General features: G+C 73.4%; 21 protein-coding genes. 18 read left to right on the top strand and 3 right to left on the bottom strand.

What is annotated here, in order from left to right; genetic code table 11:
* Window positions 1-216: 216 nt before the first annotated feature.
* Window positions 217-2085: a prolyl oligopeptidase family serine peptidase gene (locus AB0937_RS01130; protein ID WP_366708853.1), complete on the top strand. Its 1869-nt coding sequence runs from the start codon at window positions 217-219 to the stop codon at window positions 2083-2085.
* 124 nt (window positions 2086-2209) lie between these two features.
* Here the strand turns inward: AB0937_RS01130 and AB0937_RS01135 are convergent, their stop codons facing one another.
* Window positions 2210-4102 carry an NAD-binding protein gene (locus AB0937_RS01135; RefSeq protein ID WP_366709326.1) on the bottom strand — a complete coding sequence of 631 codons (1893 nt, stop codon included), beginning with the start codon at window positions 4100-4102 and terminating at the stop codon, window positions 2210-2212.
* A 149-nt stretch (window positions 4103-4251) separates the two neighbouring features.
* Here AB0937_RS01135 and AB0937_RS01140 point away from each other — a divergent pair, with 149 nt between their 5' ends.
* From AB0937_RS01140 to AB0937_RS01185, 10 genes are all read left to right on the top strand, one after another.
* Window positions 4252-5328, top strand: a complete 1077-nt coding sequence (locus tag AB0937_RS01140) for a permease (RefSeq protein ID WP_366708854.1) — start codon at window positions 4252-4254, stop codon at window positions 5326-5328.
* Entirely contained in the window at window positions 5325-6065 is a 741-nt protein-coding gene (locus AB0937_RS01145; protein WP_366708855.1) for a TIGR03943 family protein, read from the top strand. The genes AB0937_RS01140 and AB0937_RS01145 overlap by 4 nt, the downstream gene beginning before the upstream one ends.
* A 64-nt stretch (window positions 6066-6129) precedes the next feature.
* Entirely contained in the window at window positions 6130-6540 is a 411-nt protein-coding gene (locus AB0937_RS01150; protein WP_366708856.1) for a hypothetical protein, read from the top strand.
* A 276-nt stretch (window positions 6541-6816) separates the two neighbouring features.
* A complete protein-coding gene (locus AB0937_RS01155) occupies window positions 6817-7320 on the top strand; it encodes a class I SAM-dependent methyltransferase (RefSeq protein WP_366708857.1) in 504 nt (167 codons plus the stop codon).
* Between the two features lie 580 nt (window positions 7321-7900).
* On the top strand, window positions 7901-8269 hold the full coding sequence (locus AB0937_RS01160; protein ID WP_104783758.1) for a hypothetical protein: 369 nt from the start codon (window positions 7901-7903) through the stop codon (window positions 8267-8269).
* Window positions 8269-9717, top strand: a complete 1449-nt coding sequence (locus AB0937_RS01165; RefSeq protein WP_366708858.1) for an FAD-binding oxidoreductase — start codon at window positions 8269-8271, stop codon at window positions 9715-9717. The genes AB0937_RS01160 and AB0937_RS01165 overlap by 1 nt, the downstream gene beginning before the upstream one ends.
* A complete protein-coding gene (locus tag AB0937_RS01170) occupies window positions 9714-10487 on the top strand; it encodes an SDR family oxidoreductase (RefSeq protein WP_361873377.1) in 774 nt (257 codons plus the stop codon). Before AB0937_RS01165 ends, AB0937_RS01170 begins: the two co-directional genes overlap by 4 nt.
* A 154-nt stretch (window positions 10488-10641) precedes the next feature.
* A complete protein-coding gene (locus AB0937_RS01175) occupies window positions 10642-11604 on the top strand; it encodes a GNAT family N-acetyltransferase (protein WP_366708859.1) in 963 nt (320 codons plus the stop codon).
* Between the two features lie 48 nt (window positions 11605-11652).
* Window positions 11653-12492: an ester cyclase family protein gene (locus AB0937_RS01180; RefSeq protein ID WP_366708860.1), complete on the top strand. Its 840-nt coding sequence runs from the start codon at window positions 11653-11655 to the stop codon at window positions 12490-12492.
* A gap of 40 nt (window positions 12493-12532) precedes the next feature.
* The gene (locus tag AB0937_RS01185) at window positions 12533-14170 is read left to right on the top strand and encodes an FAD-dependent oxidoreductase (protein ID WP_366708861.1); all 1638 of its coding nucleotides are present in this window, start codon (window positions 12533-12535) and stop codon (window positions 14168-14170) included.
* 107 nt (window positions 14171-14277) lie between these two features.
* Here AB0937_RS01185 and AB0937_RS01190 read toward each other — a convergent pair whose 3' ends face one another.
* Entirely contained in the window at window positions 14278-14763 is a 486-nt protein-coding gene (locus AB0937_RS01190) for a MarR family winged helix-turn-helix transcriptional regulator (RefSeq protein ID WP_351639446.1), read from the bottom strand.
* 149 nt (window positions 14764-14912) lie between these two features.
* Between AB0937_RS01190 and AB0937_RS01195 the strand changes: the two genes are divergently transcribed.
* The 7 genes from AB0937_RS01195 to AB0937_RS01225 all read left to right on the top strand — a co-directional run bounded on the left by AB0937_RS01195 (window position 14913) and on the right by AB0937_RS01225 (window position 24417).
* Window positions 14913-16469, top strand: coding sequence for an FAD-dependent monooxygenase (locus AB0937_RS01195; RefSeq protein ID WP_366708862.1), 1557 nt, complete (start codon window positions 14913-14915; stop codon window positions 16467-16469).
* A gap of 123 nt (window positions 16470-16592) precedes the next feature.
* A complete protein-coding gene (locus tag AB0937_RS01200) occupies window positions 16593-17564 on the top strand; it encodes a methyltransferase (protein ID WP_366708863.1) in 972 nt (323 codons plus the stop codon).
* A gap of 99 nt (window positions 17565-17663) precedes the next feature.
* Window positions 17664-18641, top strand: a complete 978-nt coding sequence (locus AB0937_RS01205; RefSeq protein WP_366708864.1) for a zinc-binding dehydrogenase — start codon at window positions 17664-17666, stop codon at window positions 18639-18641.
* A 156-nt stretch (window positions 18642-18797) separates the two neighbouring features.
* Window positions 18798-19775 carry a zinc-binding dehydrogenase gene (locus AB0937_RS01210; protein WP_366708865.1) on the top strand — a complete coding sequence of 326 codons (978 nt, stop codon included), beginning with the start codon at window positions 18798-18800 and terminating at the stop codon, window positions 19773-19775.
* 181 nt (window positions 19776-19956) lie between these two features.
* Window positions 19957-21582, top strand: coding sequence for an MDR family MFS transporter (locus tag AB0937_RS01215; RefSeq protein ID WP_366708866.1), 1626 nt, complete (start codon window positions 19957-19959; stop codon window positions 21580-21582).
* A gap of 190 nt (window positions 21583-21772) precedes the next feature.
* Window positions 21773-22813, top strand: a complete 1041-nt coding sequence (locus tag AB0937_RS01220; protein WP_366708867.1) for a methyltransferase — start codon at window positions 21773-21775, stop codon at window positions 22811-22813.
* Window positions 22810-24417, top strand: coding sequence for an FAD-dependent monooxygenase (locus AB0937_RS01225; protein ID WP_366708868.1), 1608 nt, complete (start codon window positions 22810-22812; stop codon window positions 24415-24417). Before AB0937_RS01220 ends, AB0937_RS01225 begins: the two co-directional genes overlap by 4 nt.
* Window positions 24418-24739: 322 nt before the next feature.
* On the opposite strand, the gene AB0937_RS01230 is transcribed toward AB0937_RS01225, so the two are convergent.
* Window positions 24740-26317: an FAD-dependent monooxygenase gene (locus AB0937_RS01230; RefSeq protein WP_366708869.1), complete on the bottom strand. Its 1578-nt coding sequence runs from the start codon at window positions 26315-26317 to the stop codon at window positions 24740-24742.
* Between the last annotated feature and the right edge of the window lie 223 nt (window positions 26318-26540).

Genomic DNA, 26540 nt, shown 5'->3' on the forward strand with positions numbered 1-26540 from the left:
GCGGGCCCGGATCGGCCGCCGGAAAGCCTTCTGCGGCCCGGTCCTCGCGGGCCCGGGCCGGACCCCGTACGCGCTCGCCGCCGACGTGACGCCGAGGGCGTGGCAGAGAGCGGTTGCCGCCCTCACCGGTCCCGGCGAAGCCGAAGTCGGTGGAGGTTGTCCACAGGCTGGGGACCTCGCGAGCGGATTGTCGGCCGGGGCGGGCAGTATGGGGCCATGACTGAGAGCAACGGGTCCGACGCGCGGGAGCGGCGGGACCAGCACGAGCAAGAGGTACCGGCGGGACGGCAGGAGAGGATGCCGGACTGGGAGAAGCGCTTTCGGGCGCCGCGGGTCTCCCTGCCCGACTGGGCGGAGGACGCGCCGGACCGCTCCCTGTTCGTCTCGAACGCGACGGGGACGTACGAGCTGTACGCCTGGGACCGGGCGACGGGCGGGCAGCGCCAGGTGACGGACCGGCCGAACGGCACGACGGACGGCGTGCTGTCCCCGGACGGCGCGTGGATCTGGTGGTTCGACGACAAGGACGGCGACGAGTTCGGCGTGTGGCGCCGCCAGCCCTTCGAGGGCGGCGCGGACGAACCGGCCGCCGCGGGCCTGCAGGCCTCCTACCCGGCAGGCCTGGCCCTCGGCCGCGACGGGCGTACGGCGGTCGTCGGCCGCTCCACGGACGAGGACGGCACGACCATCCACCTCGTCCGCACCGGCGAGGACCCGGTGGAGATCTACCGCCACCGCGAGTCCGCCGGTGTCGGCGACCTCTCCCACGACGGCTCGCTCATCGCCGTCGAGCACACCGAGCACGGTGACGCGATGCACTCGGCGCTGCGCGTCCTGCGCCCCGACGGCACGGCCGTCGCCGACCTCGACGACACCGAGGGCGGCACCCGCGAGCTGGGCCTGGAGGTCCTCGGCTTCGCCCCCGTCGGCGGCGACACCCGCCTGCTCATCGGCCACCAGCGCCGCGGCCGCTGGGAGCCCCTGGTGTGGGACGTGGCCACCGGCGAGGAGACGGACCTGGCGCTGGAGCTGCCGGGCGACGTCAGCGCCGAGTGGTACCCGGACGGCAGCGGCCTGCTCATCGTGCACAGCTTCGAGGCCCGCAGCGAGCTGTTCCGCTACGACCTGTCCGGCCGTGCCCTGACGGAGATCCCGACCCCGCCCGGCACGGTCTCCGGCGCGACGGCCCGGCCCGACGGCAGCGTGGAGTACCTGTGGTCCTCGTCAGCCGAGCCGTCGGCGGTCCGCTCCACGACGGGCGGTGTGGTGCTCGACCCGCCCGGGATGAAGTCGCCCGGCTCGGTGCCGGTGGAGGACGTGTGGGTGGAGGGCCCCGGAGGCCGCATCCACGCCCTCCTCCAGAGGCCCGAGGGCACCACCGGCCCGCTGCCCACGGTCTTCGACATCCACGGCGGTCCCACCTGGCACGACAGCGACTCCTTCGCGGCGGGCCCCGCGGCCTGGGTCGATCACGGCTACGCGGTGATCCGTGTCAACTACCGCGGCTCCACGGGCTACGGCCGCGCCTGGACGGACGCCCTGAAGCACCGCGTCGGCCTCATCGAGCTGGAGGACATCGCCGCGGTCCGCGCATGGGCCGTCGACTCCGGCATCGCCGACCCCGAGCGCCTGATCCTCACCGGCGGCTCCTGGGGCGGCTACCTCACCCTCCTCGGCCTCGGCGTCCAGCCCGACGCGTGGACCCTCGGCATCGCGGCGGTCCCCGTCGCCGACTACGTCACGGCGTACCACGACGAGATGGAGGCGCTGAAGGCGATGGACCGCACGCTCCTCGGCGGCACCCCGGAGGAGGTGCCCGACCGCTTCGAGGCCTCGTCCCCGCTCACCTACGTCGACCAGGTCAAGGCGCCGGTCTACATCTCGGCCGGGGTCAACGACCCGCGCTGCCCGATCCGCCAGATCGAGAACTACGTCAAGCGCCTGGAGGCGCGGGGCGCGGTGCACGAGGTGTACCGCTACGACGCCGGGCACGGCTCACTGGTGGTGGACGAGCGGATCAAGCAGGTGCGGCTGGAGCTGGAGTTCGCGGAGCGGCACCTCAGGGGGGTGTCGGGCGTCCAGTAGCTCGGGAGCCGGGGTGGTTCGGCGGCTGCGGGGTGGGTGGTGGCCGATCGCGCAGTTCTCCGCGCCCCTCGGCTGCTTCGCAACCCTCGGGCGTCTGACGCCGAGCAGGGGACACCGCTCGGCGTCACGCCCCCGCCCGCTCCCGCCGTCTGCGCCCCAGCAGCTCCGCGAGCCCTCGCCGCGTCGCCGCCAGCACCACCCGGTCCCCCGCCCCCAGCACATACGAAGGAGGCAGGTCCCACACCAGCCCCGACGTCGCCGCGCCGTCCTCCTCGGCGCTCTCCCGGTCACCCCGCCGGCCTCCGGAGGGTGCCGTGTTGAGCGCCAGCACCCGCCAGGCCCCGGCCCGGAACGCCTCCCCGACCGTCCGCCCCTCCAGCTGCGGATGCCCGGCCACGTCCACCTCCGCGAACAGCAGCACCCGCCGCTCCACCGGGATCGCCCCGAGGATCTGCCGCCCCATCATCGCCCCGGCGAACGCGGGCGCGGCCAGGTGCGACACGCTCCGGCTCCGCGTCAGGGCGCGCGGATGCGCGGCCCGCAGCGTCCGGTACACGGCCGTCGCGAAGTCGTCGTCGTACAGCCGCAGCACGACCCGCAGGTCGGGCCGTACCGACCGCGCGTACAGCGACGCCTCCAGGTTCGTCGTGTCCGCGCTGGTCAGTGCCAGGAGCGCGTGCGCACGGTGGATCTTCGCGGCTTCCAGCACGCCTTCCTGCGTGACGTCCCCGAGCACCACGGGCACCCGCAGGCGGCGGGCCGTGGCCAGACCCCGCGCGTCCGGATCGGACTCCACGCACACCACGGGGATGTTCAGCTCCCGCAGCCGCGTCAGCACTCGCGTCCCGATCTTGCCGAGCCCGAGCAGCACCACGTGCCCGCCGAGCCCCCGCGGCGGCTTGCGCAGCGCGGACGCGCTGCGGAACGTGCCGAGCGCTTCCAGCACCGCCGCCAGCAGCACCGGCAGCAGCAGCAACCCCACCAGACCGGAGAGCAGTTGCAGCACCTGCCGGGCCGTCGACTGGTGGAGCGCGGGATCGTTGATGCCGAACAGGTCGAGCAGCGTGATGTACGTCGCGTACAGCGGATGCTCGCCGGTCACGATCATCAACCCCACGGCGAGCGCCAGCACACAGCCCACCAGCCCGGCCAGCGACCAGCGCAGCCGCCGCGAGAACAGCGAGGCGAACGGCGGCACCCCGCCCCGCCCGGCGGGCAGGGACGGCCCCGTGTACGACACCTGCTCCAGGACGACGGTCCCGCGCCCGGTCGCCGCCGCCACCGCCGCCTCGTCCGGCAGCAGGTGCGGCCCGTGCTCCCCGCTGCCCTCCGAACCGTCCGCGCCGGCCGGGTCGTTGCTCGTCGCCGACAGCAGCGCCAGGGTGCACAGCCCCGGGTCGGCCACCTCGCCCGGCCGTGGCGGCTGCCGCTCCACCGCCCGCAGCACGAGCCCTTCCGTCTGAACGACCTTGCTGGTGCCGACGAGAGCGGTGGCGGCGAGCGCGGGGGCGGCCGTGTCGGCGTCGGACAGCACCGTCGTCGACGCGTCGAGGCCCACCGCCCGGCCGTCCCCGGAGGCGACGGCGGCGGTCTGGTCCAGCAGTTCCTCGATGTGCTGCCCCAACCGCCGGTTGTAGAGGCGGAGTACGAGGCGGATGCGGGGGTTGAGGCGGCGGGCCGTGAGCGCGGCGCGGATGTTGGTCTCGTCGTCGTCGAAGACGAGCGCCAGTGCCGCCGCCCGGTCGGCGCCCGCCTCGGTGAGCACCGCCTCGGTGATCTCCGGCGCCTCCACCACCTGCTCGTTCGCGGCCGGTTCGGCGCTCGGGCCGGTCCGGCCGGAGGCCGCGTTCACGACCCGGTCGAGCAGCGCGGCCGAGGCGGCCCGGGCCCGTCCGACGACGGGCTGCCGCACCCGCCTTCCGGACGGCGGCACGACGAGCGTGACCTGCTCCGCGTAGACACCGCGGAGTTCGGCGGCCAGCCGGTGCGCCAGCCCGTCGTCACCGCACACGATCATGTGCGTGGCCGGATCACCCGGCTGACCTTGGTTCGGAACGCTCCCCACGAGGAGAAGACTGCCTCACCGTGACGACCGGTTCCAGAAGGGGACGGTGGGGCGTGAACGCCCGGCCGTCGCCGTCCGTACGAAAGGGGAGGGAAGGGGCAATGCCCTCGCGCACCACCGGAGGTACCGGGCCCGTGGCCATCACGAAGACCGCCCCGCAGGACAGCGGTGGGCGCGCGGACCCCGGGCAGGGCCGGGGCACCGGGACGGACCCGGGCAAGGAGGAGGGCCGGCACCTCAACTCGGCTCTCCTGCTGACCCTGTTGCTGCTCACGGCGGTGATGTTCCAGGACCCGCTCCGCGGGGCCCTCGCCGCGCCGGTGATGCAGAGCTGGATGACGGTGTTCGTCGCGGTCATGGTCCAGGCGCTGCCGTTCCTGGTGCTCGGTGTGCTGCTGTCGGCGGCGATCGCGGTGTTCGTGCCGCCGTCGTTCTTCGCCCGGGCCCTGCCGAAGCACCCGGCCCTGGCGGTGCCGGTCGCGGGCGCGGCGGGGGCGGTGCTGCCGGGCTGTGAGTGCGCGTCCGTGCCGGTGGCCGGCGCCCTGGTCCGCCGGGGGGTCACACCGGCGGCGGCCCTGGCCTTCCTCCTCTCGGCGCCCGCCATCAACCCGATCGTGCTGACGGCGACGGCCGTGGCGTTCCCCCGCAACCCGGAGATGGTCCTGGCCCGCTTCGCCGCGAGCCTGCTCGTGGCCTGCGCGATGGGCTGGCTCTGGCACCTCCTCGGCCGCACGGACTGGCTGCGTCCCCCGGCCCGCGCGTCGTACGAGGGGCAGGGCAAGGCAGCGGCTTTCGCGAACTCGGTCCGCCACGACGTGACGCACGCGGGCGGATTCCTGGTGATCGGCGCGATGGCCGCGGCGACCCTCAAGGCGGTCGTCCCGGCCGACTGGCTGGGCCTCGCGGCGGGCCACCCCGTGCTGTCGGTCCTGGTCCTCGCGGTCCTCGCGGTCCTGCTCTCCATCTGCTCGGAGGCGGACGCGTTCGTGGCGGCCTCCCTGACCCAGTTCTCCCTGACGGCCCGTCTGACGTTCCTGGTCGTCGGCCCGATGATCGACCTGAAGCTCTTCGCGATGCAGGCGGGCACCTTCGGCCGCGCCTTCGCCCTGCGCTTCGCCCCCGCGACCTTCGCCCTGGCCGTCGTCGTATCGGCCCTGACCGGAACGGTCCTGCTGTGAACCGCCTGGCCCAGACGGCCCTCCTCTTCCTGCTCGGCGCGACCCTCCTGCACGCCGGCACGACCGACCTCTACCTGCGCTACGTCAAGGAGGGCCTGCGCCCCCTGGTCCTCCTCGCGGGTGCGGTCCTGATCGCCACGGCGGCCGCGACCCTCTGGTACGACCGCCGCGGCAACCCCGGCCACGACCACGACGACGAGACGCGCACCCCCGCCCACGACCACCACCGTGAACCCCGAGTCTCCTGGCTCCTCACGCTCCCCGTCCTCGCCCTGATCCTGGTCGCCCCGCCGGCCCTGGGCTCCTACAGCGCGGCACACACCGGTACGGCCCTGACCAAGCCCTTCGGCTTCCCCGCCCTCCCCGCCGGCGACACGCCCCTGCGCCTGGCCGTCGCCGACTACGCCGGACGCGCGGTCTACGACGACGGCCGTGCCCTCCGGGGCCGCGAACTGAAGATCACCGGTTTCGTCACCCTGGACCGCAACGGCACCCCCTACCTGGTCCGCATGGGCCTCAACTGCTGCGCCGCCGACGCCCAGCCGGTCAAGATCGCCCTGTCGGGCGACATACCGCCGGTCCTGCGCCCGGACACCTGGCTGGAGGTCACCGGCACCTACACCCCCCGCCGCACCAAGGACCCGGTCAACAACGGCCCCGTCCCCTACCTCGAGGTGACGGCCGCGCGGCCGGTCCCCACCCCGCACGACCCGTACGACGAGACGTGGAACACCTGAACTGCGGTGTGGGGCAAGCCCTTTGGGGTACCCGGAGGAAACCGCTGACCAGCGAGGTGCAGGCATGACCACACTCCACGGTGCGCGCACGGCGGAACTCGGCCGGCCGCTTCCGCCCGAGGCGGCCCGCGAGGAACTGGCGAAGGCCGACCAGCGAGCCGGTCTGACCCTGGCCACTCTCGGCGCCGCCCTGGCCGCCCTCCTCACGGCGATCACCGCCGGTGTCATCACCCCCGCCCAGTTCGCCACGGTCCCCCAGCTGCTCCTGTGGACAGGCTGCGCGGCCTGCGCCCCGTCCCTGGTCCTGCTGAGCCTGGCGAGGACGCCCCACCCGGCCCCCACCGCCGACACCCCGGCCCAGCTCCTGACCCGCACCACCCGTGTGAAGCACCGCCGGATACGGCACGCGATGACGTGGGGGGCGGCGTTCCTCGCGCTGACCCTCGCGGGAACGCTGGCGGGGGTGCTCTCCTAGCCTGCCCGCTGCCCGCTGCCCGCTGCCCGCTGCCCGCTGCCCGCTGCCCGCTGCCCGCCGCCCGCCGCACCACCGTCCTCGGCAGGCCCACGCCCCGGCCGGCGGTTTGGAGGGCGGCTCGAGCCTCGCTCGCGTGGGCATCCAGGGCCGTCGCCCGTGGCCGTGGCGTCTGCGACTCTCGGCGCAGAGACCGCGAACGTCTCGACACTCGTGACGGGGGAGTTCCGCATGCCCAATGCCGTTTCCTGTACCGACTCCGCACCCGGACGCTCTGCCGTGCCCTCCTTCGAAGCCGCCACCGGAACCCTCCTGCGGCAGCTGGTGCTGGCGGCCGGGCCGCTGACGGTGCTCCAGATCGGCTGCCCGTACGAGTCGTTCACCGCCACGCTCGCGGCGGCGGTGAGCGAGAACGGGCAGGGCCGGGTCATCGCCTGCGAGCCGGACCCCGTACGCGCCGAGGCCGCAGCCGAGGCGGTCGAGAAGGCCGGAGCGGGGTGCTGCGCGGACGTACGGGCGGGCCGTCCCGAGCGGTCGCTGGCGACCCTCGCCGGACCGGTCGACCTGCTGCTGCTCGGCGGGCCGCCCCAGTCCTTCCTGCCGCTGCTGGAGCTGGTGGAACCCAGGATGCTGCCGGGCGCGGTGGTGGTGGCCCTCGGCGTACGGGACGAGCCGGCGCGGTGCGCGGACTTCCTCGCCCATGTCCGGTTCCCCGGCAGCGGCTACGTGTCGCTCTCCCTTCCCTTCGACGGCGGCGTGGAGCTGGCCGTCCGCGCCGCCTGAAGCACCCGCGCCGCCCACCCCGCGCCCGCCGCCCGCCCTGCGCCCGCCGCCCGCCCTGCGCCCGCCGCCCGCCCTGCGCCCGCCGCCCGCCCTGCGCCCGCCGCCCGCCCTGCGCCCGCCGCCCATCCCGCGCCCGCCGCCCATCCCGCGCCGGCCGCCCGCGTCGGCCATCCCCGCCCGCCATCCGCGTCGGCCACTCGCGCCCGCCGCCCGTGTCGGCCACCCCTAGGAGTGCCGTGTCCCTTCGTCCGTTCGACCCGGAGTTCCTGCCCGAGGGACACCCCGACAAGCAGACCGTCCCGCCCCGCGTCACCGCCTCGCGCGCCGTGTGGCGAGCACTGGTGCGTTACCTGCTGCTGCCCTCGTACCGCGCGCTGGTCGCCCTCGGCTCCGTGCACGTGGCCGTGCTCTGGCACCCGGAGTTCGGGCCGGCGTGCAGTGCGCCGCGGGAGGAGCCGCCGCCCGGCTACAGGGCGTCTCGAGCGGGTCTTGAGAGCGGGCCGGAAGCCTGGCCGGGACAACCGCATCCCCCAGTTCCCCCAGTTCCCCCAGTTCCCCCAGAGAATCGAGGAGATCTGCGATGAGCGACGTACGGCTGGTCGGCACCTGGACCACGCAGTTGGACGACGACGGCAAGGCGGTCCCCGGCCTCGTCAGTTTCTCGGCGGACGGCACGGTCGTCTCCACCCAGCTCAACACGAAGAACATCGGCCTGGGCACCTGGCGTGCCACGGGCCCGGACAGCTTCGAGTACGGCTTCCACATCCTGGCCGCCGATCCCGAGGGCAACCACGTGGGGGAGGCGCACGTGCGGGTGTCGGGCGAGTTCGTCTCGGACACCGAGTGGCAGGGCACCGGCGGTGCGGAGTTCTTCGACCCGCAGGGCACCAAGCTGCGCGGGCACGCCGGGTCCAAGGTGACCGCCGGCAAGTTCGGCATCGACGACTGATGCGGGCGGCTGCGCTGCGGGACCGGCTCGACGGGGACCTGGTCCTGCCGGACGAGGCGGGCTTCGCCCTGGCCCGACAGCTTCAGAACACCGAGTACGACACGATCGAGCCGTACGCCGTCGCCTACTGCGCCTCCGAGGAGGACGTCGCGCTGTGCGTGCGGCACGCCAGGGAACGGGGGGTGCGGCTGCATGTCCGGGGCGGCGGCCACAGCTTCAACGGCTGGTCGACCGGTGAGGGACTGGTCGTCGACCTGTCCCGGATGAACCACGTCGTCGCCGAGGGTCCCGTGGTGCGGCTGGGGGCGGGCGCCCAGTCGCTGGACGCACTGGACGCCCTGCGGACGCAGGGGCGGCAGATCGTCACCGGGACGTTCCCCACGGTCTCCGCGGGCGGGTTCCTGACCGGCGGCGGGATCGGCTGGCAGACACGGAAGTTCGGGCTGGGCAGCGACCGGCTCGTCGCGGCGCGCGTCGTGCTCGCGGACGGCAGGACCGTCCGCTGCTCGCCCGCCGAGGAGCCCGATCTGTACTGGGCGTCGCGCGGTGGCGGCGGAGGCACCTTCGGCGTGGTCACGGAGTTCGAGGTGCGCGCGATCGACGCGCCCGCCCTGACGGCCTTCGAGACGCTGTGGGCGTACGACGACGCCGTGGAGGTGCTGACGGCCTGGCAGGAGTGGGCCGTCGAAGGTCCCGACGAACTCGGCACCTCCCTGGTCGTGCTGCCGGGCATGTTCGGGCCCGGCGGGCGTCCGGTGGTCCGGGTCTGGGGCGTGCACCTGGGTCCGGACGAGGCGCTGCGCGACGGACTGGACGAACTGTCCGAGCGGGCCGGGTGCAAGCCGCTGAGCAGGACCGTCGGTGCGCCGGGCGGGTACGCCGAGGTGATGCACGAGGCGCTGTGCGGCTCGAAGACGGTGGCCCAGTGCCGGCGTACGGGCACCGGGCCCGAGGCCGAGGGGCACCGGCATCCGTACACCCGGCAGAGCTACCGGCTCACCGGCCGGGCCGCGACCCGGGCGGAGTCGGCGGCACTGCTCGACGCCTGGGATCCCGCCCTCGACGCGGTGGGGCAGGAGCGCTATCTGCTGTGCATCGCCCTGGGCGGTGCGGCGAGCCGGGTGCCGGGCGGCGCGACCGCCTACGCCCACCGGGACGCGCGGTTCCTGGTCGGCTATCAGTTCGCCTGCCGACAGGCGGCGACGGACCCGGACGCGCCGGCGCGGCTGACCGCGCTGGCGGACCGTGCGGCCACGGCCCTCACCCCGCTCGCCTGCGGCTCGTACATCAACTTCCCCAGCTCACGGGCGGGTGAGGACTGGGAGACGGAGTATTTCGGCGCGAACCGGTTCCGGCTGCGCGACGTGAAGCGGGCCTACGACCCGGACGACTTCTTCCGGCACGCGCAGAGCGTCGGCCGTGCCCCGACGACCGAGGTGGACTCATGAGGACGGATCTGCGGAACAAGGTCGTGCTGGTCACCGGCGCCTCCTCGGGCATCGGCCGGGCGACGGCCGTGGCCTACGGGGAGGAGGGGGCCAGGGTCGCGATCACCTACCACAGCAACGAGGACGGGGCCCGCGAGACCGCGCGGCTGGTGACCGAGGCGGGCGGCACACCGCTGGTGGTGCGCTACGACCTCGCGGACGAGCGGTGCATACGGGACGCCGTGGGGCGGGTCGCCGAGGAATGGGGCGGCATCGACGTGCTGGTGGCCAACGCGGTGGTCTGGAGCGAGGCGATCCCGCGGCCCGGGCAGCCGGTGCCGCGCTTCGAGGACGTACCGGCGAAGCAGTGGCAGGAGGTGCTGCGCACATCCGTCGACGCCGTGTTCCACACGCTGCAGGCCGTCCTGCCGTGGATGCGCGGGCGGCCGTGGGGCCGGATCGTGCTGCTCGGCGCGGGCTTGGCGGACACCGGCAAGGCCGGGGCGGGGGCGTACGGCGCCGGCAAGTCCGCGCTCTTCGGGCTGATGCGCAGCCTCGCCTGGGAACTGGGGCCGGACGGCATCCTGGTCAACATGGTGGTGCCCGGCCAGACCAGCACCGAGACCGTGCGGGCGCACGTGCCCCCGGGCTTCCTGGAGGAGAAGGGCAAGACCCTGCCGTCGGGCCGGATGTCCGCGCCCGAGGACGTGGCCCGGGCCGTCACCTTCCTCGGCTCGGCCGCCAACGGCAACACCAACGGCGAGACGCTGCGCGTGACGGGCGGCGCCTGACGGGGCCGCCGGCGTCCGCCCCCGGGTACGGGCCCCGCCGCACTCCAGGGATCCTGGGGTGCGGCGGGGCCCGCCACCGTTGCGGCCGGTGCGCCCGGCCGGTGTCGAGTTGTCCTCGACGGTGCTTCGAGAGCCCCGGGTCACCGTGTGGGGCATGGAGATTCGTAGCCTCGACGGCGATGAGCCGGCGACCATCGCCGCCTTGCTTCCCGGGTTCCGGGACACCATGAGCCTGGAGCTGCCCGGTGATCCGCCGGTGACGGAAGCCCTGCTGGCGCGGCTGTTCCAGCGGCGGCACGGCACGGAACGGATCGTGCTGGCCGCCTACGACGGCGGCACGCCGGCCGGTGTGCTGAAGCTCGGCCTCGACCTGGCGGACCGGAGCGGGCCGGGACACGGTTCGCTGTGGGTCTTCCCCGGTTTCCGGCGGCGCGGTGCCGGGCGGGCACTGGCGGCCGCGGGGCTGGCGGCGCTGCGGGAGCGCGGGCGGGACCTGCTGCTGGCCGACGCTCCGAGGGCGGAGGCCGGTGAGCGGTTCGCGGCGGAGCTCGGAGCCGACCTCCTCGGCGAGAGCGTGCGTCATCGGCTGCGCCTGGCCGGGCCCGCCCGTGCGGTGCTGGAGGCCGCGGCGGCCCGGCCGGTGCCCGGGTACCGCCTGGTGAGGTGGCAGGGGCCCTGCCCCGACGACCTCGTGGACTCCTACGCGCGGGCCTGGAGCGCCCTGGAGGAGCGGGTCAACGGCCAGGCGAGGATCCGGCGTCCCTCCGCCGGCGACGTACGGGCGCGGGAGGCCGAGGCGGAGCGGGCCGGGCATCTGCCCCACGTGGTGGCGGCGCTGCCCGAGCGCGGCACGGAGATCGTCGGGTACGCCACCTTGTTCGTGCGGAACAGCCCGATGGCGGACGGCGGCGAGACGCTGGTGCTGCCGCAGCACCGGCGGCGCGGTCTCGCCACCCGGCTGAAGAGCGAGCTGCTGCTCGGGGCCGCCCGGGAGAACAGCCGGCTCGCACTGGTCCAGGTCTTCAACGACACCGCCGACACCGCCGTGGTCGCGCTCAACCGCAAGCTCGGCTTCGAGGCCGACTCGTACTGGTCGACCTACGCGCTCAAGGCCTGAGCAGCCCCCTGATCTCCCCTTGTCCGAGAGCCGAGCCGAGAGGAACCCATGACCACCGTGATCCCTGCCGGGCAGCGCACGCGCAACGCCGAGCTGATCCGCGAGCTGTACGGAACGCTCCATCGCGAGCGCCGCTTCGAGGAGGCGGGCCGCTTCTTCCACGCCGACTGCGTCGAGCACGCCCCGGCCGACTGGCGGACCTCGGACCGGGTGTTCCCGGAGCTGCGCGCGGACATCGACCACCTGGTGGCCGGGAACGACCGGGTGATGCTGTTCGCCACCTGGACCGGGCGCTCCCGCTCGGGCGCCGAACTGCGCTTGCACACAGCCGAGTTGTACCGCCTGCGGGACGGCAGGGTGGCCGAGCACTGGAACGTGGTGGACCGTGACGTTCTGGTCGCGCACGGCGTGGACGGCGGACCGGACCGGAGCGGTCAGCCGGCCGCGCCCGGGCTGCACGGCCCGCACAGCGACACCGAGCGGGCCAACGCGGAGCTGGTGCTCGGCGCGTACCGCGACGTCTTCAGCGAGCACCGGCTGGACCTGGCCGAGCGCTACTACCACCAGGACTACCGCCACCACAACATGCGTACCGACGCGGTGCCGGACGGACTCGACGCCTTCAAGGCGTTCTTCGCCGACAACATCGCCGCCTTCCCCGACCTGGTCACCACCGTGGACCACATCGTCGCCGCCGACGACCGGGTGATGGTCTTCGTGACCTGGACCGGCACGCTCACCGGCGCGTGGAGCGGCGGCGGCCCCTCCGGGCTGCCGCTGGAGATGCGTACCTGCGACCAGTTCCGGATCGAGCGCGGGAAGGTCGCCGAGCACTGGGAGGTCGTGGACTACCTGGCCCTGGGGCGGGCCGGACTGCCGACCCCGTGAACAACTGTCCGAGGCCGATCACCCAGAGAGGGACCGTGCGATGACCTCCGCTTCCGACCCTTCCGGCAGCGCACCCGTACTGATCGTCGGCGGCAGCCTCGTCGGGCTGTCCACCGCCCTGTTCCTCGCCCGGCACGGGGTGCGGTGCACCCTGGTGGAGCGCCACCCGGGCACGTCCGTCCACCCCCGGGCCGTCGGGTACTACCCCCGGACCGGGGAGCTGCTGCGCCAGGCGGGCGTCGAGGACTCCGCCGTACGGGAGGCGTCCGGCTTCGCCACGCACCGCACCCGGGCCGGGGTGACCTCGCTCGCCGGTGACGTGCTGTTCAGCAAGGAGGAGCTGGAGGGCGACGACGACCTGGGCGACCTCACCCCGTCCCGGCTGCTCCTGCTGCCGCAGGACCGGCTGGAGCCGCTGCTGCGGGAGCGGGCGGCGGAGCTCGGCGCCGACCTCAGGTTCGGCACCGAGCTGTTGTCCTTCGCGGAGGATCCCGAGGGGGTCACCGCCGTCCTCGGCGACGACACCGGTACCCGCACCTTCCGCAGCTCCTATCTGGTGGCCTGCGACGGGCCGCGCAGCACCGTCCGGGAGGCGCTGAAGGTGCCCCGGCAGGGGCGCGGGGTGCTGTCCCGTCATGTGAGCATCGCGTTCGGCGCGGATCTGCGCCCGGTGCTGGGGGACCGCAGGTACAGCGTGGTCCACGTGCAGAACCCGCAGGTCACCGGCATTCTCGTGCATGACGACACGTTGACCGGGGGCACGCTCATCGTCGGGTACCGGCCCGAGGACGGCGAGAGCCTGGAGGACTTCACCGACGACCGCTGTGCGGAGCTGGTGACGGCCGCGGTGGGCGCGCCCGGGGTCGGGGTGACGATCCGTTCGCGCTTCCCCTGGGACATGGCGGAGCAGGTGGCCGAGAGGTTCGTGCACGGCAGGGTGCTGCTCGCCGGGGACGCGGCGCACGTGGTGCCGCCCACCGGGGGCTACGGAGCCAACACCGGTATCGCCGACGCCCACAACCTCGCCTGGAAGCTCGCCCTGGTGGTCGCGGGCGTCGCGGGGCCCGGCCTGGTGGAGACGTACGACGCCGAGCGGCGTCCCGTGGCGGTCTACACGGCCGAGCAGGGGTCCCTCCAGCTGGCGCTGCGATCCGGCTCCGCGACCCCGGAGCAGCGGGCGGCCGTCGCGGACGCGGTGACGGTGACGTCGGGGCAGGCGTACCGCTCCGCAGCGGTGGTGGCGGAGCCGGGCGGCGCGGACCTGCCGGTCGCCTCCGACCCGCGCGCACTGCGCGGGGAGCCCGGGACCCGGGCGCCGTACGCGCTGCTGTCGCGGGACGGCGAGCGCGTCTGCACGCTCGACCTCTTCGGGCGGGACTTCGTCCTGCTGACGGGGGAGAACGGCGGCGAGTGGCTCTCGGCCGCCGCCTCCGCCTCCGCCGGGCTGGGCCTGAAGCTCACCGCACGCCGCGTGGTGCGGGGCACGGGCGGCGGGGCGGGCACGCTGGCCGACCCGGACGGCACCTGGTCCGAGCGCTACGGCGGGCTGCACCCCGAAGGCGCGGTCCTGGTACGGCCGGACGGTGTCGTCGCGTGGCGCTCGCCGGGCGCGGATCCCCAGGGCGCGGAGGCAGCGGCGCTGGAGGCGGTGCTTCGCGGGGTGCTCGACCGGGGCTGAGAGACCCACGGCGCGTCCGCGGCTTCGGCCGGGATGCGCTCGGCGCACCGAGGTGCGTCACGGCCGGGCCGGGGCGGCGGGTGTCCGTCCCGGCCCGGCGGCGCCGTCTACGCGGAGCCGTCGTGCTGCAGCTCGCCCACGGAGTCCACGTACTTGATGAGCAGCCGGGCGAACTCGAGCCGCTCTTCCTCGGGCCAGTCCTGGGTGATGCGCTCGAAGGCCGCCCGCTGGTGGCGGCGGAAGCGGGCGAGCGTCTCGTGCCCCTCGGGGGTGAGCTGCAGGATCGTACGGCGGCCGTCGCGCTGCGAGGCCGCACGGATCAGATAGCCGGCGGAGATGCAGTCCGAGACCATCCGGCTCGCCACGGAGGGGTCGACGGCGAGCCGCTCGCCCACGACACCCACGGTGATCTCCTGGCCCTCCTGGTCGGGCCCGTCCTGCACGATGTTGAGCACCAGCGTCCTGGTGAAGTCCTTGCGGGACACCTGCTTCTCCACGTTCAGCGCCTGCGCGCGCCGCAGTCGGGAGAAGGCGGGGCCGACGGCGTCGAGCAGATCCGCTGCCCGCGGCGGGGGCTGAGTCGAAGTGTCCATGTCCGCATTCTAAGCGAGTTGATTACGGCAGACGAGCATCTGTATGCTTTCAATCGACTGCATGACGTTAAACATATACCTGTGAGCGAACATCTATCGCGCACACTCTGCCGCGCACCTGACGCGCACATCCACCGAGGGGGAACCTCATGTCCCAGTCCGTGCCACCCGAGCAGTCCGATCGCGACTTCGAGATCACCTACGACACCGACGTCGACTTCGACGTGCTGATCGTCGGCGGCGGTCCGGTCGGCATGCTGCTCGCCGCGGAGCTCCGGATCTCCCGCGTCCGGGCGGTCGTGCTCGAGCGGCTGCCCGAGCGCACCCCGCACTCCAAGGCCTTCGGGCTGCACGCCCGCTCCCTGGAGTCCCTCGACCGGCGCGGCCTGCTCAAGAGGTTCCGCGAAGGGGCCCGCTCCTGGAACAACGGCCACTTCGCGGGCCTCGACGAGTGGGTCGACTTCTCCACCCTCGACAGCGCGCACGGCTACGCCCTGCTCTCCGAGCAGACCCGGACCGAACGGCTGCTGGAGGAGCGTGCCGCCGAGTTCGGCGCCGAGATCCGGCGCGGCCACGAGGTCACCGCCATGCGCCAGGACGCCGACGGCGTCGAGGCCGAGGTGACCGGCCCCGACGGCGGCTACACCCTGCGCGCCCGCTACGCCGTGGGCTGCGACGGCGCACGCAGCCTGGTCCGGCAGGAGGCCGGCATCGCCTTCCCCGGCACCGGCGGCCGGGTCACCGCCCGGCTCGGCGACGTGATCCTCGCCGACCGCGAGAACGCCCCCATGGGCATGGAGCGCACCGAACGCGGCCTGCTGTTCTGCGTCCCGCTCGACGACACCTACCACCGGGTCTCCACCTTCGACTTCGAGGCCGACCGGGAGCCCGGGGCGGAACTCACCCTGGACGAGCTCACCGCGAGCCTGCGTGAGATCTGGGGCGACGACCTCGGTGCGCACGCGCCGCGCTGGCTCTCCGTCTTCACCGACTCCGCGTGCCAGGCGGAGTGCTACCGCGCCGGCCGGCTGCTGATCGCGGGCGACGCCGCCCACACCCACTTCCCGGTCGGCGGCCAGGGCGTCAACCTCGGTCTCCAGGACGCCTTCAACCTCGGCTGGAAGCTGGCCGCCGAGGTGCACGGCTGGGCTCCCGAGGGCCTGCTCGACAGCTACGACCGGGAGCGCCAGGCGCCGGCCCGCAAGGTGCTGGCCAACACCCGCGCCCAGATCGCGCTGATGAACCCGGACCCGTACGTCACCCCGCTGCGCGAGCTCTTCACCGACCTCATGCGCACCGAGCAGGTGAACCGGTACCTCGCCGAGATGCTCAGCGGCGTCACCGTCCGCTACGCGATCGACGGCCCCGAGCACCGGCTGCTCGGGGACTTCGCCCGCGACCTGGAACTGAAGACCGAGGAGGGCGTCCGGCCCCTCCCCAAGTACCTCAAGCGCGGCACCGGTCTGCTGCTCGACCTGACCGGCGACTCGCTGATCGGCCAGGTCCACGAGAAGTGGGCCGCGGGCGTCTCCTGGGCCGGCCGGCTCCAGCTCGTGCGGGCCGAGTGCGCCCAGGAGCCGCGGCTGGCCGGTCTGCTGGTCCGCCCCGACGGCTACGTCGCCTGGGCCGCGGACCGGGACATGCCGGAGCCGGAGCTCCGGGAATCGCTGACCGCGGCCGTCACCACCTGGTTCGGCACGGTCTGACGAAGGGGCCGCGAGGGCCGTGGGGCACGTCCCCGCGGCCGGCGCGGCCACCTTCCCCACCCCCCACACCGCACGTGCACGTGAGAGGAACCCGTGAGCAATCCCCCCTGGTCGCAGGAGTTATTGGAGAAGAGCGACCTGATCACCCCCATGGCCATCAGAGTGGCCGCCACCCTCGGACTCTCGGACCACATGGCCGCCGGCGCGGTCACGGTCGAGGCGCTGGCCCGGGAGGTGAACGCGGACGCGACCGCTCTGGGCCGTCTCCTCGGTCACCTGGTCAACGCCGGGATCTACCGCCCGCTCCCCGGAGGGGGCTACGAACCGACGGAACTCGGTGTCCTGCTGCGCGACGACGTCCCGCAGTCGGGCCGCGACTGGCTCCGCCTGGACGGCCCGACCGGCCGGGGCGAGGCCGCGGTGTTCCGCCTGCTGGATGCCGTGCGCACCGGCGGGCCCGTCTACTCCGCGCTGTACGGGCAGGAGTTCTGGACGGACGTCGAGTCGGACGGCGCGCTCGCGGAGGCCTTCGCCCGGCGGATGGCGGCCAGCATGCGCTGGGTCGTCCCCGAACTGCTGGCCAAGGGTGACTGGCGGTCCGTCCGGCACGTCGTGGACGTCGGCGGCGGCAGCGGTGATCTGCTCGCGGCCGTGGTCGACGCCACCCCGGGCGCGCACGGCACCCTGCTCGACCTCGAGGCGCCCGCGGCGGCGGCCGAGCGGGACTTCGCGGCGGCCGGCCTCCAGGAGCGCTGCCGCGCCGTGGTCGGCAGCTTCTTCGATCCGCTGCCCGCCGACGGCGACGTGTACCTGCTGTCCAACGTCCTGCTCAACTGGCCCGACGACCGGGCGGCCGAGATCCTCCGGCGCTGCGCCGAGGCCGTCCGTCCGGGCGGCCGGGTCATGGTCCTGGAGGGTCTCCTCGACGTGCAGACCGACCAGACGGACCTGGACCTGCGGATGCTCATCTACCTGGGCGGGCGGATGCGCACCACCGAGCAGCTGCGCGAGCTGGCGGCCGGCGCCGGGCTCGCCCTGCGCCGCGTGGTCGACCTGGGACCGGTGCGCTCGCTCGTCGAACTGACCCGGGCCTGATCCGGCCCGCTCCCCGCCCCCTTCGAACCCCCGTCGTGCACGGCAGGGCGAGGCCCCGCCGTGCACGCAAGTGAACGAACGAGAAAGAGGAGTACGTCCATGCGTATCGTCCGACACCACGAGTTCGGTGCCCCCTCGGTGCTGCGGCTCGAAGAGGCCGAGAAGCCCACCCCCGGCCCCGGCCAGGTGCTGATCCGCGCCGAGGCGGTCGGCGTCAACTTCGCCGAGTGCCAGCGCCGTCAGGGCATCCCGGTCGGCGGTCCCGCCACACTGCCGGGCTCGCCGGGCGGTGACGTCGCGGGTGTCGTCGAGCAGCTCGGCGAGGGCGTCGACCAGGTGAAGGTCGGTGACCGCGTGGTCACCGGCGTCGCCGCCGACGGGTACGCCGAGTACGTCGTCACCCAGGCCGACTGGCTGTTCGCCGTCCCCGAGGGCATCGACCCCGGCCAGGCCACCTCGCTGCCCATCCCGGGCCAGACCGCCTACCACGTGATCGTCACGGCGGCGAAGCTCCAGCCCGGCGAGACCGTGCTGATCACCGCCGCCGCGGGCGGCATCGGGCACCTGCTGGTCCAGATGGCCAAGGCGCTCGGCGCGGGCCAGATCATCGCCGCCGCCCGCGGAGCGGAGAAGCTGTCCTTCGCCGCCTCGCTCGGCGCCGACGTCACGGTCGACTACGGCGAGGACGGCTGGGACGAGAAGGTGCGTGCCGCGACCGGCGGCCGGGGCGTGGACGTCGCCCTGGAGACCGTCGGCGGCGACATCCTCACCAAGTCCGTGAACCTCACCGCCCCGTTCGGGCGGACGGTGGTGTACGGCGCGGCGGGCGGCGAGCTGCCGGCCATCGACGTCGCCGACATCTTCGACAACCGCATCGTCATGGGCTTCAGCATGTGGGGCGTGATGAGCGGCAAGCCGGACGCCATGGCCGCGGGGGCCCGGGAGCTGCTGGACATGGTGAGCTCCGGCACCGTGCGTCCCGTCGTCCACGCCGAGCTGCCGCTGAAGGACGCGGCGGCCGCGCACGAGCTGATGGAGTCGCGCTCCCAGCTCGGCCGTGTGGTCCTCGTTCCCTGACACTCCCTCAGGCCGTGCATCGAATCACTGATGTGCGGTTGACAAGTGCATGCATGACGACATGTAATTGACCCACACCATGTAACCCGGATCCCTGGGCGGAGCCGCGCGACAACCTCCCGCGGCTCGACAACACCTCCTAGTTGGGAGAACACCATGCGAATCGTCCGCCACTACGAACACGGCGCCCCTACGGTGCTGCGTGTCGAAGAGGCGGAGAAGCCGCAGCCCGGACCGGGCGAAGTGCTGATCCGCTCCGAGGCCGTCGGCGTCACGTTCGCCGAGGTCCAGCGCCGCCAGGGCATCCCGATCGGTGGCCACGCCACGCTCCCCGGCGCCCCCGGCGGCGATGTCGCCGGCGTGGTCGAGGCACTCGGCGAAGGCGTCACCAACCTGAGCGTCGGGGACCGCGTCGTCGTCGACGTCGACCACAGTGCCTACGCCGACTACGTGACCGCCGACGCCGCCTGGGCCATCACCATCCCGGACACCATGGACGCGGCCGAGGCCACCCTGCTGCCGAGCCCCGCCCAGACGGCCTACCACGCCATCAAGGAGTCCGGCCAGCTCAGAGCAGGGGAGACGATCCTGATCGACGCCGCCTCCGGGGGCGTCGGCCACCTCGCCGTGCAGATCGCCAAGGCGATGGGCGCCGGCAAGGTCATCGCCACCGCCAGTACGCAGGCCAAGCTGGACTTCGTCCGTGACCTCGGTGCCGACGTCACCGTCAACTACACCGACGACGACTGGGACGACCAGGTCCGGGCCGCGACCGACGGCCGGGGCGTGGACGTCGTCCTGGAGACCGTCGGCGGGGACATCCTCACCAAGTCCATCGCCCTGACGGCCCAGTTCGGCCGGCTGGTCTTCTACGGCTCGGCCAGCGGCGACATCCAGCCCATCCATCCGCTGATGCTCAGCCGGATGAAGACCGTGGCCGGCTTCGCCCTGTACGCCATGCTCTACAACAAGCCCGACGCCATCGCCGCGGGCCAGCGCGACCTGCTCGACATGATCGCCAGCGGCAAGGTGCGCCCGATCGTGCACGAGCGGCTCGGCCTCGAGGAGGCCGTCAAGGCGCACGAACTCATGGAGGCCCGGGCCCAGCTCGGCAAGGTCGTCCTCGTCCCCTGACGCGGGGCCGGCGACCCGCCGCCTCCCGACCGACGTGGCCGGTCACGGTGTCCCCCGTTCGGGACCGGCCACTCGCCGTACGGCACGAGAGGCACTCGTGCCGTACGGCGCAGCCCACAGCAATCCCCTGACGGATCCCACACCGCAGCGACGCCGGCCGACCACGGCCCGCGGGACGGGGATGGCACCCACTCCAGCCCGAAAGGCAATTACCGTGCCCTCCCGGACCACAGGGGCAGATGGCCCGCTCACGACCGTCGGCTCCTCACCCCAGACCCGCATCAAACCCGTCATCACCGCCTGCATGCTGGCCGTCTTCCTGGCCATGCTGGACTCGCAGATCGTCGCCACCGCGCTGCCCCGCATCGTCGGGGACCTCGGCGGTCTCGACGTCTTCGCCTGGGTGACGACCGCGTACATCATCGCCGCCAGCGTCACCACGCCCGTCTACGGCAAGCTCGGCGACCTCTTCGGCCGCAAGAAGATCTTCCTGATCTCCGTCACGGTGTTCCTGGCCGGCTCCGCACTGAGCGGCGCCGCGCAGTCCATGGACCAGCTCATCCTGTTCCGCACCGTGCAGGGCATCGGCGCCGGCGGCCTCTTCGTCTCCGTGCTCGCCATCATCGGCGAGCTGTTCAACCCGCGTGAGGCCGCCAAGTACTTCAACCTCTTCGGCATCGTCTTCGCCCTCGCGGCCCTCGCCGGGCCCGCCGTCGGCGGTGCTCTCACCGACCTGCTGAGCTGGCACTGGGTCTTCCTGATCAACCTGCCCGTCGGCATCGTCATCCTGGTGCTGGTCTCCACCTGCCTGCACCTGCCCCGCGCCGACCGCGTCGCGCGGATCGACTACACCGGCTTCGTCCTGCTCAGCGCCGCCATCGTCGCCCTCACCCTGGCCGCGAGCTGGGGCGGAGTGAAGTACGAGTGGCTGGACTGGCGCATCCTCGGGCTCGCCGCGGGAGCGGTGCTGCTCGCCGTGGCGTTCGTCGCCGCCGAGCGCCGGGCCCCCGAACCCGTCATCCCGCTGCACCTCTTCCGCGACTCCACCTTCAGCGTCAGCGTGCTGGTGAGCGTCGCGGCGGGCATCGTCTTCCTCGGCTCGGTCAACTTCCTGGCCATCTACATCCAGGTGGTCACCGGCGCCAGCCCGACCATGTCCGGCGTGGTGCTGCTGCCCATGATGTTCGGCCTGGTCGCCTCCTCCGTGGTCAGCGGAGCGGCGATTACCAAGACGGGGCGCTACAAGTGGTACCCCGTGCTCAGCATGGCCATCGGCATCGTGGGGGCGCTGCTCCTGGCCACCATGGACACCGGGACCCCCCGTACCGTGGTCATCGCCTACATGCTGGTCTTCGGCGTCGCCGCCGGACTGAACATGCAGGTCCTCACCATGGCCGCACAGAACACCGCCCCGCGGGACGACATCGGCGCGGTCCACGCCACCGTGTCCTTCGCCCGGCAACTGGGCACCACCGTCGGCATCTCCCTGTTCGCCTCGATCTTCTACAACCGGCTCACCGAGGAGATCGCCGACCGGACCCCGCCGGGCGCGCTGCGCGGCATCGACCACGACGCGCTGTCCTCCACCGAGACACTGGACCGGCTCACCGAGCCCGTGCGCAACGCCGTGGAACAGTCGTACGCCGCCGCGCTCACCCCCGTGTTCCTCACCGCCGTACCGGTCCTTCTGCTGGGGCTGCTGGCCGCCCTGACGATGAAGAACCTGCCGCTGCGCGGTGAGCACCAGGGTGAGGACCACCAGGGCGAGAGCCACCGTGAACACGAGAGGGCCGCCGAGGAGAACTGAACGCTCCGCATCCACCGGTAGAGCCGCCGTCCCGCACGGGACGGCGGCTCACGCGTGCGCGCCCCGCCCCGGCCGCCCTTCAGCGCCCTTCGAGCCCGAATCGACGGCTCGCGACCATCGTCGGCACTGCACAGCCGTACGACGCAGGACGCAGCCCGAAGAACAGGCAGAGGCAGACCAGGAGGCTCGTGTGACAACGACCGAAGACCCGCAGACGGCTCCGGCGGTCGACCCCGGACCACTGATCCGGCTGACCATTGCCGACTGCGCCGCCAAGGTGCTGCACAGTGCCGTCACCCTCGGGGTGTTCGGCGCGCTGGCCGAAAGCCCCGCCGACGCCGCGGAACTGGCCCGCCGCACCGGGACGCACCACCGGATGGTCCCGGACTTCCTGGACGCGCTGGCCGGGCTCGGTCTGCTGGAGCGGACGGAGGGCGGCTACCGCAACTCCCCGCTGGCGCAGGCCTATCTGGTGCCCGGCTCCTCCTCGTACCTCGGCGGCTTCGTCGAGCTCACCAACGAGACCCTGTACGGCACCTGGGGCCGGCTCACCGAGGCGATGCGCTCCGGCGAGCCGCAGCACCTCGACCCGGACAAGGGCGGTTTCGTCGGGGACCGGCACAAGGACCCCGCCAAGATGAAGCGGTTCCTCGCCGGACTCGACGCCTACAGCGACCGGATGGGCGCCGAGATCGCCCGGCGGCTCGACTGGGACCGCCACTCCTCCTTCGTCGACCTCGGCGGCGCCCGCGGCAACCTCGCGGCCGTCCTGGTGCGGGCGCACCCGCACCTGAAGGCGACCTGCTTCGACCTGGAGCGCACGCGGCCGCTGTTCACCGAGCACGTCCAGGGCCTCGGCCTGACCGGCCGGATCGCCTTCGCCGGCGGCGACTTCTTCACCGACCCGATCCCGCCGGCCGACGTCGTCGTCCTCGGGCACATCCTGCACGGCTTCGACACCGCCCGGCGGCGCGAGCTGCTCGGCCGGGTCTTCGAGGCGGTGCGGCCCGGTGGCACGGTCCTCGTCTACGACCGGATGATCGACGACGACCGCAGCGACCCGGAGCGGCTGCTCAGCAGCCTGCACATGCGGCTGGTCAGCCCCGACGGCTCCGAGTACCGGATCGCGGACTGCCGGTCCTGGCTGCGCGGGGCCGGCTTCACCGACGGCGACGCGCAGCCGCTGCTCGGCACCCACACCCTGGTCACCGCCCACAAGGAGGCAGCATGACGTCGCACACCACCCCCGTCCTCATCGTCGGGGGCGGGCTGACCGGACTGTCCGCGGCCGTCTTCCTCGCCCATCACGGCGTCGCCGCCACCCTCGTGGAACGCCACCCGGACACCTCCACCCACCCCAAGGCCCGGGCCATCAACCCGCGGACGATGGAGCTGTACCGTGCGGTGGGCATGGAGGAGCGGGTCCGGGCGGGGCGTTCCCCCATCTCCGGCAACACCGACCTGGTGCACGTCGAGAGCCTCGCCGGCAAGGAACGCGTACGGATGCCCAGCGCCTCTCCGGAGGACATCGGCCGGATCAGCCCCACCCAGTGGACGCTGATCGACCAGAACCAGCTGGAGCCCATCCTGCGGGAGCGGGCCGTCGAAGCAGGGGCGGACGTCCGCTTCTCCACCCGGGTCGACGCGCTCGAGGAGGACGCGGAGGGGGTGCTGGCCCACGTCACCGACCGGTCCACCGGGAAGAGTTCGCAGATCCGGGCGCGGTACGTGATCGCGGCGGACGGCAGCCGCAGCCCGCTGCGCGACATGCTGGGCATCGGCGCGCACGGCCGCGGCACCATCACCAACCTCGTCAGCTTCTTCTTCGAGGCCGACCTGACCGAGGCGCTGCGCGGCCGCCGGATCATCGCGGCCTACGTCAACAACCCCGAGATGCGCGGCACGATCATCCCCATCGACAACGACCGCCGGTGGGTCATCAACGTCTCCTTCTTCCCCGAACAGGGCCAGCGCGCCGAGGACTTCACCGAGGAGCGGTGCACCTCCCTGGTGCGCGCCGCGGTCGGGGTGCCCGACCTGCCGCTGAAGATCGAGTCGGTGGACATGCCCGCGTGGGACATCTCCGCGCGCGTGGCGGACACGTTCGCGACACGCCGGGTGTTCGTCGCCGGGGACGCCGCCCACGTGATGCCGCCCACCGGCGCGTTCGGCGCCAGCACCGGCATCCAGGACGCGTACAACCTGGCCTGGAAGCTGGCCCTGGTGCTCGACGGCACGGCCGGCCCCGGGCTGCTGGAGAGTTACGACGCGGAGCGGCGGCCGGTGGCCGAGGAGACGGTACGGCAGGCCATGCTGCGGTTCGCGGTCCGCGAGGGCAAGCAGTACCAGGAGGTCGCCGCGGAGCTGGTGGACGAGACGACCATGACGTTCGGGTACTGCTACCGCTCCGGCGCGTTCGCGGCGGAGGACGGGGCGCCCGACGCGATCCTGGAGGACCCCGAGCACCCCGGCGCCCGGCCCGGCGCGCGGGCCCCGCATGTCCAGCTCGACGGGCCCGAGGGGCCGGTGTCGGTCACCGATCTGTACGGCGACGGGTTCACCCTGCTCGTGGACGAGGCGGCGGGCCGCTGGACCGGGGCGGTGGAGAAGGAGGCCGAACGGCTCGGGGCCGGGCTGAAGGTCGTGCGGATCGGACGGGGGACGCGGCTGTGGGACCAGGACGGGTCCTTCCGGCGGCGCTACGGGCTGCTGGCCGGCGGCGCGGTCCTGGTACGGCCCGACGGGTTCGTGGGATGGCGCACGACCGCGGGGCGCGGTGGGCCTCTCGACCAGGCGGCGATCGCCGCGTTGCGGGGGATTCTGGACCGGGTCTAGGAGCGAGGGGGGCGTGTGGGGTTGCCTGGCGGCTGCTGGCCGGTGGGGGCCGGCCGCGCAGTTCCCCGCGCCCCTTGAGACGCGCTTCGCGCGAAGGTGGTTGTTGCCGGGTGGTTGCGGTCCGTTTGCGGCTGGTCGCGCAGTTCCCCGCGCCCCTTGACGCACGCTTCGCGTGCACACGACGGCCGCGGTGCTCCGGGAAGGAGCACCGCGGCCGCTTCATGGGGCGCGCAGCGCTCCCACAGGGGCGCGGGGAACTGCGCGACCGGCCCCCACCGGTCCGCAGCCGCCCCGTAGCGCACCCCACCCCCGAACGGAACGCTCACGCACGCCGCAGCACCGCATCGAGCGCCGCCGTCAGCGCCCCGGCAGGCTCACCCACCGCCCCACCGGAACGCCACGCGATGAACCCGTCCGGCCGGACCAGCACCGCACCGGTCTCCTCGACGCCGTAGCGGCCGAGGAAACGCTCGACGACCTCGGGGGACTCCTCCGCGCCCACCCGGTGGAAGGACAGACCGAGCGCGGCCGCCGGCTCCTGCCAGGCCGTGCCGTCCGGTCCGGTGAGCAGCCAGAAGTCGCCGTCGAGGAGATCGTGCAGGGCGACGTCCTTGCCCTCGCGGACCAGGGGCAGGTGCGGAGCGCGGGTGCCGGGGCGGCCGGTGGGGGCCGTCGGGTCCTCGACGACGGCGGTGTCGTCGTCGCCGGCCTCGCGCAGGACAGCGTCCGACCGGTACACGTGCCCGAACAGCACCGTGCTCTCGGGCCGGTGCCGGGCCGCGGCCGCCTCGTCGAGGCCGCTGCGCTGGAGGTAGCGGATGACGCCCTGGTCGACGGTGAACTCGGCGACCGGGGCCCGCTCCTGCTCGTAGGTGTCCAGCAGGCCGGGGCCCGCCTGCCCGCGCAGCACCCGCGCGAGCTTCCAGGCCAGGTTGTGCGCGTCCTGGATGCCCATGTTGCCGCCGAACCCCCCGGTGGGCGGCATGACGTGGGCGCAGTCGCCCGCCAGCAGCACGCGTCCGGAGCGGAAGCGGTCCGCCACCCAGGCGGCGATCTCCCAGCTCGTCGCGGACTCCACCGTCACCGGCAGACCGGGCACGCCCACCGCGGCCCGCACCAGCTCCACGCACTCCTCGGTGCCGAAGCCGCGGTGGTCGGCCCCGGGCGGCAGGCTCGGCGCGAGCACCCAGCGGTCGGAGTCCGCGCCGCCGAGCTTGCCGAGCACCCCCTTGACGGTCGGGTTGCTGACGAAGCAGAGGAAGAAGGTGCGCCCCGCCACGTACGGGTCGAGGCCGGCGTGGAAGACGATGTTCATCTGACCGCCGAACACCCCCGGTCCGTGGTGGCCGATGCCGAGGGAGGTGCGGATCGGCGCCCGTGAGCCGTCGGCGGCGACCAGATACCGTGCCCGCACGGTCCGTTCGGCACCGTCGCCCGCACTGCGCAGCACCGCCGTGACGCCGTCCGCGTCCTGGGTGAACCCGGTCATCTCGGTGGCGAACCGGATGTCCGCGCCGAGCTGCTCGGCCCGCTCCCGCAGCACCGGCTCGAGACGGTCCTGCCCGATCAGGGTCCAGCCGGTGGTGCCGACCTCGTGCCGGTCGAAGCGGAACGGCCCGTCGAAGCGCCCGAGTTCCTTCCCGGTCAGGGACTCGGCCTGGAGGATGTCGCCGTACTGGGCGTGCGGGTTCTCCCGTGCCCGTACCGCCTCCTCCAGGCCCAGCGCGCGCAGCAGCTCCATGGTCCGCGGGCTCGCGGCCTGCGCCCGGGGGTGTGCCGAGATCTCCGCGTGCCGCTCCACCAGCAGCGGACGGATGCCCTGCCGGGCGAGGAACAGGGCCTGGGCGAGCCCCACCATGCTGCCGCCCACGATGAGTACTTCGGTCGTCTCGTCCGCCATACCGGCTCCTCGAAGGGTGTGGATTGCGTTCGGTTCGGCGGGCCGATGCAACACCCGGCGCCTCGAGGTGGGCTCGCGGCGCGGGTGAGCGGAACCCGCGCGAAGCGGCGTGCTCCCAGGCGGATTCGAGTGTCGTGCGAGGGGCGGCTGACAGGTTCGGGCCAGCACGGAGGACAGCGCGGGCCCAGAAGGACGTCGCACGGCTCGAAGGAGGGCGAAAGCG

The organism is Streptomyces sp. NPDC047880, from assembly GCF_040706515.1.
Taxonomy (GTDB): domain Bacteria; phylum Actinomycetota; class Actinomycetes; order Streptomycetales; family Streptomycetaceae; genus Streptomyces.

Bases quoted from the DNA above. Each gene is read 5' to 3' on its own strand.
- AB0937_RS01130 (WP_366708853.1), top strand. From the start codon at position 217: ATGACTGAGAGCAACGGGTCCGACGCGCGGGAGCGGCGGGACCAGCAC.
- AB0937_RS01135 (WP_366709326.1), bottom strand. From the start codon at position 4,102: ATGATCGTGTGCGGTGACGACGGGCTGGCGCACCGGCTGGCCGCCGAA.
- AB0937_RS01140 (WP_366708854.1), top strand. From the start codon at position 4,252: ATGCCCTCGCGCACCACCGGAGGTACCGGGCCCGTGGCCATCACGAAG.
- AB0937_RS01150 (WP_366708856.1), top strand. From the start codon at position 6,130: ATGACCACACTCCACGGTGCGCGCACGGCGGAACTCGGCCGGCCGCTT.
- AB0937_RS01160 (WP_104783758.1), top strand. From the start codon at position 7,901: ATGAGCGACGTACGGCTGGTCGGCACCTGGACCACGCAGTTGGACGAC.
- AB0937_RS01165 (WP_366708858.1), top strand. From the start codon at position 8,269: ATGCGGGCGGCTGCGCTGCGGGACCGGCTCGACGGGGACCTGGTCCTG.
- AB0937_RS01170 (WP_361873377.1), top strand. From the start codon at position 9,714: ATGAGGACGGATCTGCGGAACAAGGTCGTGCTGGTCACCGGCGCCTCC.
- AB0937_RS01175 (WP_366708859.1), top strand. From the start codon at position 10,642: ATGGAGATTCGTAGCCTCGACGGCGATGAGCCGGCGACCATCGCCGCC.
- AB0937_RS01180 (WP_366708860.1), top strand. From the start codon at position 11,653: ATGACCACCGTGATCCCTGCCGGGCAGCGCACGCGCAACGCCGAGCTG.
- AB0937_RS01185 (WP_366708861.1), top strand. From the start codon at position 12,533: ATGACCTCCGCTTCCGACCCTTCCGGCAGCGCACCCGTACTGATCGTC.
- AB0937_RS01190 (WP_351639446.1), bottom strand. From the start codon at position 14,763: ATGGACACTTCGACTCAGCCCCCGCCGCGGGCAGCGGATCTGCTCGAC.
- AB0937_RS01195 (WP_366708862.1), top strand. From the start codon at position 14,913: ATGTCCCAGTCCGTGCCACCCGAGCAGTCCGATCGCGACTTCGAGATC.
- AB0937_RS01205 (WP_366708864.1), top strand. From the start codon at position 17,664: ATGCGTATCGTCCGACACCACGAGTTCGGTGCCCCCTCGGTGCTGCGG.
- AB0937_RS01210 (WP_366708865.1), top strand. From the start codon at position 18,798: ATGCGAATCGTCCGCCACTACGAACACGGCGCCCCTACGGTGCTGCGT.
- AB0937_RS01215 (WP_366708866.1), top strand. From the start codon at position 19,957: ATGGCACCCACTCCAGCCCGAAAGGCAATTACCGTGCCCTCCCGGACC.
- AB0937_RS01225 (WP_366708868.1), top strand. From the start codon at position 22,810: ATGACGTCGCACACCACCCCCGTCCTCATCGTCGGGGGCGGGCTGACC.
- AB0937_RS01230 (WP_366708869.1), bottom strand. From the start codon at position 26,317: ATGGCGGACGAGACGACCGAAGTACTCATCGTGGGCGGCAGCATGGTG.